Annotated in this window: 9 protein-coding genes and 1 pseudogene; 6 read left to right on the forward strand and 4 right to left on the reverse strand. The window is 38.9% G+C overall.

Annotated features, from left to right (window positions below):
• Positions 1–389 precede the first annotated feature (389 nt).
• Positions 390–2,234, forward strand: a complete 1,845-nt coding sequence (locus tag PSH54_RS00735) for a hypothetical protein (RefSeq protein WP_273605187.1) — start codon at positions 390–392, stop codon at positions 2,232–2,234.
• A 301-nt stretch (positions 2,235–2,535) separates the two neighbouring features.
• Here PSH54_RS00735 and PSH54_RS00740 read toward each other — a convergent pair whose 3' ends face one another.
• The 4 genes from PSH54_RS00740 to PSH54_RS00755 form a co-directional block, all read right to left on the reverse strand.
• The gene (locus PSH54_RS00740) at positions 2,536–2,997 is read right to left on the reverse strand and encodes a hypothetical protein (RefSeq protein ID WP_273605188.1); all 462 of its coding nucleotides are present in this window, start codon (positions 2,995–2,997) and stop codon (positions 2,536–2,538) included.
• 83 nt (positions 2,998–3,080) lie between these two features.
• Entirely contained in the window at positions 3,081–3,422 is a 342-nt protein-coding gene (locus PSH54_RS00745; protein ID WP_262977188.1) for an STAS-like domain-containing protein, read from the reverse strand.
• On the reverse strand, positions 3,422–4,525 hold the full coding sequence (locus tag PSH54_RS00750; RefSeq protein WP_262977189.1) for a hypothetical protein: 1,104 nt from the start codon (positions 4,523–4,525) through the stop codon (positions 3,422–3,424). Before PSH54_RS00750 ends, PSH54_RS00745 begins: the two co-directional genes overlap by 1 nt.
• Positions 4,526–4,648: 123 nt before the next feature.
• Positions 4,649–7,801 carry a DUF3427 domain-containing protein gene (locus PSH54_RS00755; protein ID WP_273605189.1) on the reverse strand — a complete coding sequence of 1,051 codons (3,153 nt, stop codon included), beginning with the start codon at positions 7,799–7,801 and terminating at the stop codon, positions 4,649–4,651.
• 662 nt (positions 7,802–8,463) lie between these two features.
• On the opposite strand from PSH54_RS00755, the gene PSH54_RS00760 reads away from it, so the two are divergent.
• The 5 genes and pseudogenes from PSH54_RS00760 to PSH54_RS00780 all read left to right on the forward strand — a co-directional run bounded on the left by PSH54_RS00760 (position 8,464) and on the right by PSH54_RS00780 (position 11,857).
• Positions 8,464–8,937, forward strand: coding sequence for a hypothetical protein (locus PSH54_RS00760; protein ID WP_273605190.1), 474 nt, complete (start codon positions 8,464–8,466; stop codon positions 8,935–8,937).
• A gap of 2 nt (positions 8,938–8,939) precedes the next feature.
• Positions 8,940–10,076: a DUF1570 domain-containing protein gene (locus PSH54_RS00765; protein ID WP_273605191.1), complete on the forward strand. Its 1,137-nt coding sequence runs from the start codon at positions 8,940–8,942 to the stop codon at positions 10,074–10,076.
• A gap of 229 nt (positions 10,077–10,305) precedes the next feature.
• Positions 10,306–10,605, forward strand: a complete 300-nt coding sequence (locus PSH54_RS00770; RefSeq protein ID WP_273605192.1) for a helix-turn-helix domain-containing protein — start codon at positions 10,306–10,308, stop codon at positions 10,603–10,605.
• Positions 10,595–10,735, forward strand: a pseudogene (locus PSH54_RS00775) (type II toxin-antitoxin system HipA family toxin); the annotation flags it as partial. The gene PSH54_RS00770 and the pseudogene PSH54_RS00775, both read left to right, overlap by 11 nt.
• A 558-nt stretch (positions 10,736–11,293) precedes the next feature.
• On the forward strand, positions 11,294–11,857 hold the full coding sequence (locus PSH54_RS00780) for a hypothetical protein (protein ID WP_064385816.1): 564 nt from the start codon (positions 11,294–11,296) through the stop codon (positions 11,855–11,857).
• The last annotated feature ends 166 nt before the right edge of the window (positions 11,858–12,023 follow it).

The raw sequence follows: 12,023 nt of genomic DNA on the forward strand, positions 1-12,023 counted from the left end.
GGGGAAAGAGATTGAAACCTCTATTCGAGGTTCTATCGCGTTGGCGATGGCAACCAAAGGGCGGCTGCCGCCGACCGCCCTTTGGAATCCCACGGCGCACCCGAGGATCACACTGTGTCCTCAAGTTAAAAATTGATGTGAACGTAAGCGCCGTGTAAGGCACATCCATGTGCCAGTCACGGCTTAACTTGCATCCATGCAAGTGATTACTCATCAATTGATAACTTTCGGGTGTGATCACGGGGAATTAATGTGTGTTGATCGATTTGTGCTTATGAACAGGAGTTGTTTAATCTTGTTCTAAAGATTGATCCTAGCTGAACAATAATTGCTCTAATGATTATAAACTGTTACGTTAATAACCACATAATAAGAAAGGACTCTATTAAATGAAACTCAACCAAGTTTTATCAATCGTCAACCAAGTTGAAAAATCTAAATTCATTTCATGCCTTGATCGTCTTTGTTCAGACGCCGCTAAAAATAATAAAACACTAGCTAAAACAATCGACAATATTGACGGCCAAATTAAAAATGCATCAGGAAGTGAAATAACTCAGTTATTTAATACCGTCCGCGAGTTCTTCAAAATTTCTGTAAAAGAACAGATTCTAATGAGTACAGCGCAGCTTAACTTATTGGTTAATATTTTAAGTCGTGACGGCAACGGGGTTGCCAGAATAAGCTGGATTGAGTCGCTCTATGAAAAAGAGTGGGCTGAGTTATCTACGCTTTCAAAAGAATTAAAAGAGTGTATTCATCAAGGCTCTAATGAGAGTCTTTTAGAAAGAAATCGAGGACTAAAAATTTATCACGCTTGTATGAAAGAAGCATATTTTAATGACGAAAAAAATAACCGTGATGCCAAGGTTACCGATGATGAACGCAGTATTCTTAATGTGCTTGCAGATGAGTTAAATCTCACTACAGATGAATGTGCTGCTGTTGAGCATTTAGTTGATGTTATTCCTAAAAATGGTGTGTTAGATGCTTTAAATAGCCTAAGGGATATAGGGTTGGTGTTTATCAGTAAAAAGCGCCAAGAAGTATTTATTCCTGATGAAATAGTTACCTTACTGAATGAAATTCAAGGTAAAGATCTTGCCGATAAATATGTACTCAGAATATTAAGAACCTGTACTGATGCAGAGCTTTCAAATGCACTTAAAGCCCATGGTCGAAAAATCAGAGGTGTAAGCCGAACTGATAAAATTCAAACAATTATTCATTCAGGTATTAGTGCTGCAAAATTATTGTCTGATGATATTCATAATGTTGAAGATAATCAAAACCAGCGTAAAGAACGATTAAAACAACTGATCCAAGATTTAGAAATTGATACCGATAAACTAGGTACAACCTTAGATGAGCGCATTGGTCTGATATTGTCATCGTTATCAGGTGCAACAGAAAAAGAGTTTGATTCTCTAAGTGCAAGCGGTTTTAAACAGCTTCTAAAAACATTAGAAGAACACTTCCCAACAATGCAAGCTGTGCTAAAAGAAGCGTTTGAACTCGAAGCTAACGAAGTGATAGATACTGAAAAGCTACGAGCTTTGAGTATTACTCCTCATGACATTTTATATTTACTCTCAAATGACGAAGTAAAAGAAGTTCGCGACAGTATGGGCTTATCTAAACGTGGCAACCCACGCTTTGCTATTTTAGAGAGCTTTGCTAATGCGACAGATAAGTTGATTGAAAATTACGACGCACTGGCACGTCGTGATATTAACGCACTAAGAGAGGCGGGCGCTGATGTAATTGAAGCTGACATTGGCGTTAAGTTTGAAGAAGTCACAAAAGCTATTTTTGAAATATTAGAACTTAATATTGATGAAGATCTCCGAAAAGACTTAAACACCACTAAAGATAAAGCGGATATCGTAATTTCACTCAGCGATAACGACATAATTATTGGTGAAGCAAAAACCTGTAAAAATGGTGACTTTGCAAAATACTCAACAACGTCACGCCAAGTAAAAGCCTATGTAACTCGTGCTGAAAATCAGGGGAAACGTGTAGCACAGGTATTGATAATTGCCCCCAGCTTTTCCGATGACTTTATCGAGTCTGCCGAGATGGATACCGAAGTAAATATTTCGCTACTCGAAGCACATGGACTTAAGTTAATACTTGATGCTTATAAGTCAAAACGTAACCCAAGTTTCGCGCCTAAGTTACTGACTAAAGGTGGCTTGTTGAAAGCTGAATTAATAGCGAAGAATATTTAAAGGGTTGTAGTAGTAGACTTTAAAACCTCTATTCGAGGTTTTTGCCAGATTGCTGGCGGCAACCAAGGGGCGTTCTTTGTAAAATTAAAGCGCCGTCTGCCCCTTGGAACTTCACGGCGCCCCGAGGATCACACTTGATCCTCAAGTTAAAAATTTATGTGAACGTAAGCGCCGTGTATTCCCCGTCCGAAGTGGAGTCATAGCTTAAATTACATCATTGTAGTTAGGTTTTATCAATTTAAAACTTACGGGTGAGATTAAGGGGAGCTAAAGAGTAATGATGGAGTAAGTTATATTTCAATTAGAGCCAAACAATAAAAATTAAAGTCCAAATTAATATTAATATACTTCCAAATATAGCGCCTAAAAACTCTTCTTTGTAAGCCTTACAAAAGTTTTGGATATTACTATTAAGATACAAGTTATGTGTATAGTAAGTGTTAATTTTAGTCACTATGCTTGTTTCTATAATGTTTAGTCTTCTTTCGTAGTCGTCGGCCTTCATTAAGTCAAAAATGTTTAAGCTATAGAACTCTGAGAGCATTGCAGGGTCGAATGCTTTTCTTTTGTATATAAGATTTAAATGTTCAATTTTTTCTTCTAACTGAGCTATTTTCGATGCTACGATTTCTTCAATCTGTAGAGTGCTAGCTTGGTATTTAGTAGTTTCAACTTTATTATCTATAGTATGTTTAACTTTTTTATTTAACCACTCAAAATCAGACTTAAGTTGACTTAAAAAAGAATCTTTTAAACGACCCAACTCAGTTCTTCGGAGGTTACGGCTATGAAGGTAGAAAATGAAGCCCCAGCCAAATAATTGTAAGAAAAACTGTGTGTAGCTCATTATGATGAAGTATCTCGTATAGCTGCATCAATACGTTCATCTATAACAGGTATGATGCTTTTTACATCTCTGTGTATGTATTTTAATTTTGATGAGAGCTCTGCACCAGTGAAACCTTCTTCTCTAATCAACCCCCCGAAAGCTTCGTCTAAGAATGACCTACCATATCGGTTATACCCAGTTAAATCGACTAAAACGCTTTCGTTTTCTCTCAGCGCAGGCGCCAATACTTCTTCTCTAAAAGTTTGTCCTGAACTTCTTTCACAACCTTCAGCATCTGAACGATAACGACCATAAGGTTCTTTATGAAAGTCTTTTACTACAATAATAGTTTTCATCATTATCCTATCTTTATATTCCATTGGATTAAAGTACCAGATATTTCACTTGGTAACTTATAAACCTGTGGAGACTTATCCCCATCTTCATATTTATAAAGACCATTATTACTATAAACCCAGAGTTTACCACCATTGGTATCACTTACTAAAGCCTTTATGCTTTTACTTCCTTGTCCATGCTTCTTTTGTTTAGTACCAGATACGTCCCCCATCATGGACAAATATATTAACTGATGGTCTTGGAACATGTTCAATGTTACTAACTTGACCTTATCGAGAACTGAACCAACCTCTTTTTTAAGAGTTGCATACTCCTCGGGGTAAGTTTTTTCATAAGATGTTAAAAACCATGTTTTCTCTACGACTGTTCTAGGTATACCTACACCACTATCATAAATACATAAATAAAGCTGATCACCAATTACATCGCAAATCATCCACCAATTTTTTTCTTTATTATCTAATCCTGGATATGCATGTCTTCCAACATTATTTAAAGTTTCAGATAAAGCATCGCCAATTTTGAACTCGATTTCAGGATCCATTTCATCTTTATAATACCGACGCTGAATAAAGTCCATAATTTGGGCATAATGTTGAATTCCAACTCCATTAACTACGGGCAATGATCTAACACTAGAGAGGTTTTCTATAGGGTTACCTGTTCGGCATAATTTAGGTAAGCCAGATCTCTTGATTATCCTATTTACGTACTTCGATTCTTTGGACCAAGCTAATTCAATCTTATACTTGCTAAGGTTTTTTATTGATTGTATTTGAGCAAAGAGGTAGACCATTGCCCCCGCAGTAAATGATTTTGTGTTACTAAAATCAATAATACAATTATGTGAACCAATTGTTTTTATTAAGTTGTTTTTGAAAGCTAAAGTTTCTTTAAATGGATGAAAAGTTTTATATTTTTCATCTACAGAGTATATAGATAAAAAGTCTGGGGCTTTAATGATCCTAGTGTTACCAATATTGTGAATCTGTTTATTTCTGACTTCAACATACTTTTTATCTTTCCGAGATAAAGTGTTGGCAGCTCTAGAACTATAAATAGAGTGCTTGTATTTGTGTGCAAATTGCATATTTCTTTTCAAGTTTATTTCCTTATAGTTCAAACTGCGTTAATGAAAAATAATAACTGAATTTTCACTGACAACCTATATATATCAATAGGTTACTTTTATCTTAAAAGTAAGATTATTTAAAGCTTTAGTTAATCACCCAACCGCTAACTTCCCTGCATTATGCCACATTTCACTTGGCATGGGGTTGGTTAATTCCCACGTTATATTCATTGGCTGGCTGCCGTTGTGGCTTAAATATTTAACCTCGCCGTAGTTTACAAAGCCCATAGTTCGGCCGTTTTCGTCTTTGCCTTGCTCGCGCACAAATAACAGGATGGTTTTGCCTGTTTGCTGGTGCTGAATATAACCTAGGCCGCGGCCGTGTTCTGGGCGGGCGCTGTTTTGCGTTTGCCAATGAAACAGAGTGGGGCTGATTGCGTAGTCGTGATACAGCGTGGTGGGCGAGTAGGTTTTTTCACACTTGTTGAGTGTTACAAATAGTAGCTCTAGGTTTTGTTTTTTAAATTCTAAAACACCTTCTCGGGCGGTCGATTTTTTATCAAACGAGTGCGCCCCAAACGCGGCGAGTATTTGTTGACGTGTGTAGCGGCTGTGTAATTTTATTGCATGATTAGGTAAGCACGTTAAATCACTTTCTTGTTGGTGAATACGGTTTATTAAAAGCGTGATCACTTGAGCAAGCTCCTGCTGTAGCTCTTTGTGTTTAAGTGCCTCTAAGCTTTGCTCAAGCGTTTTAAACCCTAAACTTGTGCCTGTGTTATCCCAAAAGTTGTAATGGGCCATAAGCGGGTACTGTTGGTTTTGCGCTGTTGGGGTAAAGCCAAAATCGTTATTACATAAATCACGTAAAAAGCATAAATAACTGAGTGAGTCGCAGCCGAGTAATTGAGTGTTTATAGCGCGGTAATATGCGGCATAAACATCGGCTTGTTCTACTGGTACTTCATCGCCTTTTAACCAGTGCCAGCCGCCGAGCTTTTTATCTTTTGGTTTGTAAATATCTTCAAGCGTGACTTGCGGGTTTATGCGTAAAAAGCTACTTAGCGTGAGTGCCTCATTAGTGTGTTGCGAGTAGCTATTTATCAGCTGTTGTAAACGGCGTTTAGAGTTTATAGCTTGCTGAATATTTTTTAATATTGTTTGTTGTGTGCGCTTTTGTAGCTCTATACGGCAACCCAACGGCAAATGTGGGAAGTTGTTTTCAATCTCAGTTTTTATTGGTTGATTACTTTTACCAATAAGCGCGCGGAATTTACTGGCAAAGTCGTATTCTGGGCGGGCATTGCCTACAAAGTCGAGTACCGTACAGCATTGCTTTTGGCTGTTGTCGGGCAGGCGTAGGCCACGGCCGAGTTGCTGTAAAAACAGCGTTAGGCTTTCAGTTGGGCGTAAAAATAGTAAGGTATCGACCTCTGGGATATCGACCCCTTCGTTAAAAATATCAACCACACAAAGTATTTGTATTTCGCCTTGGCGTAGTGCTTGCTGTTTAGCCGCGCGCTCATTGGTGTTTTTGCTGGTCAGTACATCGGCGCTTATGCCTGCTAAGTTAAACTTTTTAGCCATAAACTCCGCGTGCTTTTGGCTTACACAAAATGCCAACGCTTTTATATCGTGAACATTGGTCACTATATCAGCAAGGCTGGATATAATTTTGTTAGCGCGGCTGTTTTCCCCTGTATAAAGATTACTTAGCTCGGTTATATCGTAACGGCCGCCGCGCCATGTTATTTGGCTTAAGTCGGTGTCGTCATCCAATCCAAAGTATTGAAATGGGCATAAATGGCGTTGATTGATTGCCTGTGGCAAGCGAATTTCGGCGGCTATTACACCGCAAAAGTCATCGAGTATATTGGCACCATCTTGTCGCTCTGGTGTAGCGGTTAAGCCAAGTAATATAGTGGGCGCAAAGTGATTTAATATAGCGCGATAACTCGCTGCGCTTACGTGGTGTACTTCGTCTATCACTATGTAGTCGTAGTAATCATGCGTTAAATTAAGCGATCCAATTTGGCTGTTTAATGTTTGTATTGATGCAAATAACTGGTTGTAGCGCTGCGGTTTGTAGTTACCTACCCACAGCTCACCAAAGTCGTTATTTTTAAGCATGCCACGGTAAGCGCTTTGCGCTTGTTTTAGTATTTCTTCTCGGTGGGCTACAAACAAAAAGTGTGCGTTTGGGTTTTTATCGTAAACGGTTTTAAAATCGAACGCCGATATAATGGTTTTACCCGTGCCTGTTGCGGCTACCACTAGGTTTTTAAAACGATTATGCACGCTACGTTCAACGCTTAGTTTTTCTAAAATAGCTAGCTGGTGTGTTTTTGGTGTTATATCAAAATAAAACTGGCTGCTTGATTGCCCAACACCGCGTTGCTCGTTAAGTGAACTTATGAGCTTTTCTTTACATTCAGCTTTGCCTGTAAATAGCTCGAAATCTGGCGATTGCCAGTAGGTTTCAAACGTGCTTTTGGTTTTGGCTATTATGTGTGGGATTTCTTGCGCGGTAATTTTTAAGTTCCACTCTAGGCCGCTGGTAAGCGCTGAATGCGATAAATTAGACGAACCAATATACCCAGTATGAAAACCCGTGTTACGCATAAATAAGTAAGATTTAGCGTGTAGGCGTTCTTGCTGATTGTTGTAACTTAGCTTTACCTCGGTATTTGGTAGATTTGCTAAAAACTCAACGGCTTTAGCATCCGTTGCCCCCATGTACGAAGTAGTAATTACTTTGAGTTTATTACCGCTTTTGGTAAAGGCTTCAAGCTCATTTTTAAATATACGCAGCCCCGTCCATTTTATAAATGAGACCAGCCAGTAAATAGTGTCGGACGATTTAATCTCGCGCTTTAGCTCAGTTTCGAGCGATATACCTGCATTAGCACCGCTAAATAATTCACTTTGTGTAAGCCCTGTAAGTGGAAATATATCGCTTGAGTAATCTTTAAGGTTGGCCGCAATCGGGTTTTGGGTATTAAACAGCGCAGTAAGTATTCGGCCTTGGCTGTCGATAAGGTTTTCGTTGATCAGTTCATCATCTCGAATATGATCTTTAAGCCAAAGGACAAGGCTATTAGCTAGGCTAATTTGCTCCTGCAAACGCTCTTTAGAGTTGGGAATAGCATTTATGGCATGTTCAACAAGTTTACCCAAAAAGCGTGAAAGCCATGTTGCGGCCTCTGCCGATTCTAGTTGGCGTTCGCCCACATAAAATTGATCACGATTTAAATTTTGCTCAATTACTTGCGTAATTAACTGCTCGTAAATACCAATTTGCTGCATTAAAACCACTCCCTGTTTGCGTGCAGTTAGTTTACTTAAAAGTGCATTGTAAACAAGCATTAACTCATTATTGAATTGAAGGCTGATGCTTAGGCCACTCCCCCGTGATCACACCCGAAATTGAATTAGTGATGAGTAATAGCAGCGCATGGATGCGCGTTAAGTGATGCTTACACACGGACGTGTTTCATCGCGTTTACGTTCATATCATTAATTTAAATTGAGGAGGTAGTGTGATCCTCGGGGCGCCGAGAGACTCCAAAGAGAAGTCGGCGGTTACTTCTCTTTGGTTGCCATCGCCAACGCGATATTTATGAACTGTTTGTATTATTTCAAAAGCTCTGCTTTTAGCGCGAGCAAGCTTCGCGCCTACGTCAAGTGCTAACGGCAAAGCTTGGTGTAACCTTGTAGACGCGCATTGCTTTCGTTTAAAAGCAGGGCTTTTACGGTGTTAATTTATTAAGTAATGAGAAGCTGCGCTTCTAACGTGAGCAAGGTCGTCTACAAGAAAAATTAAACATCGACCATTTAACTTGAGCCAACTCTGCGGCTAATTTCTCCTAAACCGTAAGTACTAATGAAGCAAAACAAGGGCAATATTTAATGCGCTACCAACCTTAAATAGGTACACTTATTTAAGATGTTATTTAAAGGAGTGAATAATGATTAAATGGATTTTAGTTTTGCTTAGTTTTATTTCAACGCACTCATATGCAGGCGAGGCCTACACGCAAAGTAAGTGCGAAAGCATAGAAAAGGAGCGTGAATCTATTCGCTCTCAATTTAGGCAGGGTTATAGCATTAAAAAAGGTGAGCGATTAACTGCTCGCGACAAAGTGTTATTTACCCAATTGGCAAAGCACTGTAATAAACTTAGAAAGAGTAATAACTCATACCGCCCACATGCTGCACATTCGGCAAACACCAACTGGTTACTTAATCAAAAGGTATCAAACATGACCTTGCACAGTACCAGCTATAAAAACAAAGCTAAGCTTGAGGCGTGGTCTAAATTTTATAGATTGCCTAAGCGGTGTCGTAAAAAAGGGATGGAGACAAGCGATTTTGTTTGGTGTAGCGAGTATAGAGTAGCGCAAAAGCAAGTATTTGAGACCCAATGGCAGGGGCGTCCGTAACTATGTTTAATACTAAGCTTCGCATAGTATTTATGTTTGTTGTAATGCTTATTGCCTCAGCGCTTATTGCTAATCATTTTACAGGGCGGGTGTTTAATTATCACGACCCGATAGGTGAAGTTAAGCGTATTTATAACGATTTAACCGTAACTCAGCCAAGTAAGCCTTTAGTTAAATCACAACCCGTAAATTCTATAAAAACGCCGGCGGGCAGCAGTTCTTTTGTGCCTACGCGTAATCACTTGCCTCAAGCAGATAAAACACAATGTACAGATGTATCATTAGGCGACGTAAAATATAAGCGTAACGGTGATATATACACTTGGACCGACAAGGCGGGTATTGCACATTTTAGCGATACCAAGCCTAGCTTTGCTGTTGCAACGTACGAGAGTAATTTTTCTGAGCCACTGGATTATTTTGACCTTAATTTAAACACGCCAAATTTACCGCCTTCATTTAACCAAAAGCTACAAGTAAAACTCAATACAGTATTTAAGGTGTATGGACAAATTATTGGTGCGCATGCTCTAAAAAAGGTAAAACTAAACTTAACTGTATTACCTAACCGTAGGGCTTATAACGCCGCTATTAGGAACAATGGCGGCAACCCAGAAAATACAGCAGGAATGTATTTTCATGCAACTAACTCTGCGTTTATTAATTTTAGTGGCGAACAAAACACCATGAGAACGGCAGTGCACGAAGCAGTGCATGCTATTAATAAAGCAGTTTTAGGGTACACGCCTAGGTGGTTAAATGAAGGGGTTGCTGAGTATTTTGAGTTTACCCATAACAATATGCAAACTGCTATTGTAGAGCCAAATCAAACCTGGGTACGTAATAATAAGCTTACTAAAAACGTGTTCAGACTTAATCGGTTAACCGGGTTAAATAATACGTGGCAAAAAGGCGACAGCAGTATACTTTACGCTAGTAGCTGGGCTGCAATTTATTTTTTAATGGATACCCAATCAGGCAGAGTATTACTTAAAAATATTATGCTGGCAGAGCAGACAAATCCCTGTAACAAGCTTTCGAAAGATCAATTAAACGCGATGTTATTTAAACAGTTTCCTGCGTTTAATCATGACTATTCAAAATGGTTAAAAACGCCATTTAAGCCACATAATTTTTAGCTTGTTTTGTTAGACGCGCATTGCTTTCGTTTAAAAGCTAGGCTTTTACGGTGTTAATTTATTAAGTTATGAGAAGCTGCGCTTCTAACGTGAGCAAGCTTCGCGCCTACGGTAAACTTGAATGCCGCTACCCAAAACTCATTACGTCTCAATTTAAATAATATTGCAATCATGATAAATACCGCTAAACTAATCATTAATGTGTTAATGACCGATTTGGTAGTCATTTATGAGATCTGAACAAGCATTAAAGCTGGCGCGTCGCTTGGGTGATTTAATTCGTCAGCATCGTACTTTACTGTATACCCAGAGCACGTTCGCTAAGATGGTTGGTGTATCTCGCTCTACGGTACAAAAGCTTGAACAAGGAGAGGTAGTAAAAAGCGATATATTGTTTGAAGCCCTTGTTGTTCTTCAATTGCAAGGCTCATTGCTGGATGAAATTAACGAGCTAGCCGCAGATGTGGGCGGTTATAATGCAAGACAGCGTAAAAGTAATAAAACTCAGGTGATTAACGATGACTTCTGAAGCTTATGTATTTATTGACGGTTTAGAAGACAGCCCCATAATTTGTGGTTTTTTTAAGTTAAATCCACAAACTGGCCGAGGTGAGTTTAATTATGGTAAAAGTTACCTTGCGCGCTCTGATGCGTTTGCGCCCCTTGGTTGCCAACGCCAACGCCAACGCCAACGCCAACGCCAACGCCATCACCAACGCGACATAGGGAACTAAAAATACAGAGCGCGAGCAAGCTCACGTCTACAAGCGCGATATAAAATCGCACCTACATGTTAGTGCCTTTCTTTATGTAATCTTTGCATCTTTTAGCAAATTAAAGCTGCTGTGTGCGGTTTTAATTATGCGGTTATTTACTTTGGGTAATTTTATTTAAGTTTTAGTAACAATAAACGCAAACTTTTTGATTGAGGTGTGGTCATAAAAAGAGCTGCTTTTTACAGCTTGTTACAAATAAATAACGTGCTGCTTGGTTGCAAAATGAGCGTAGAGCTATTGCCAGCATTATAATGTGGCGCGCTGAGCTTACCAGTGGTTCATTAAATATTAACATTGATAAAATTGTTCTTTTAATTTGCACTGTCTAGTATTAAAGATTGACAGTACACACCCAAACAAAACATAATATTAACATTGGCTACACTTAAAAAGCATTTCACTTAATTGTATTGCGTAAATTGGTTGAAGGAGGGAAGTATTATGAACAAATTACTCATTGCATGCGCTATCACTGCTGCAACTTTGTACGTGTTTAAAAACGATTTGACCGCCTTGGCTCAAAATAATCTACCCAACTCAATAACTAACACCACGGCTGTGCAGCCTGCTCAACCTCTGGTGGTAGATATACAAGCAATGCAAAGTAGCCACGATGTAACTAATAAAGAAGGCACTGCACTTACCGAGCAAATAGTGATTACTCCCCAAGAAGTGGGTGAATACTCTGAGCTAGAAAGCGCTGCTCAAATTCAAAGTACGCTTGATTTAGCACAGTCAGAGCAAGTGTTTTTAGATAAAGTGCAAAGCAGCTTTGCTGAAAAGTCGCTATTTTTATACAGCTTTGAGTGTAAGCAAAACGATTGTAATGCAGGCATTGTGGCAACAGATGGCCAACCTAAACACGAAGACATAGCCGGCGTGTTAGCGCATTTATCGGCGTCTGAAGAGTTTGCTAATCACTCTGTGCAATTAGCGGGTGTGGCGGTTAATAACGATGGTATTTTACAATACGATTTAAATATTAAAAACATGCCCCCCGAATAATACTAAGCGCAATAATAGTTAATTATTTTTAGCAGCCAAACTTGGCACTAGCTGTGTTACAAATACAAAGATGCTAAAAGTACAGCAATGTACAACTAGCTAGTTATAACAACTAAACAACGCATTTTTTGTAGCAATAAAACGTTTTCTCAGTTTTAAATCCATA

Source organism: Pseudoalteromonas sp. Angola-30 (assembly GCF_028599215.1).
Classification (GTDB): domain Bacteria; phylum Pseudomonadota; class Gammaproteobacteria; order Enterobacterales; family Alteromonadaceae; genus Pseudoalteromonas; species Pseudoalteromonas atlantica.

Bases quoted from the DNA above. Each gene is read 5' to 3' on its own strand.
- PSH54_RS00755 (WP_273605189.1), bottom strand. From the start codon at position 7,801: ATGCAGCAAATTGGTATTTACGAGCAGTTAATTACGCAAGTAATTGAG.
- PSH54_RS00745 (WP_262977188.1), bottom strand. From the start codon at position 3,422: ATGATGAAAACTATTATTGTAGTAAAAGACTTTCATAAAGAACCTTAT.
- PSH54_RS00765 (WP_273605191.1), top strand. From the start codon at position 8,940: ATGTTTAATACTAAGCTTCGCATAGTATTTATGTTTGTTGTAATGCTT.
- PSH54_RS00735 (WP_273605187.1), top strand. From the start codon at position 390: ATGAAACTCAACCAAGTTTTATCAATCGTCAACCAAGTTGAAAAATCT.
- PSH54_RS00780 (WP_064385816.1), top strand. From the start codon at position 11,294: ATGAACAAATTACTCATTGCATGCGCTATCACTGCTGCAACTTTGTAC.
- PSH54_RS00770 (WP_273605192.1), top strand. From the start codon at position 10,306: ATGAGATCTGAACAAGCATTAAAGCTGGCGCGTCGCTTGGGTGATTTA.
- PSH54_RS00760 (WP_273605190.1), top strand. From the start codon at position 8,464: ATGATTAAATGGATTTTAGTTTTGCTTAGTTTTATTTCAACGCACTCA.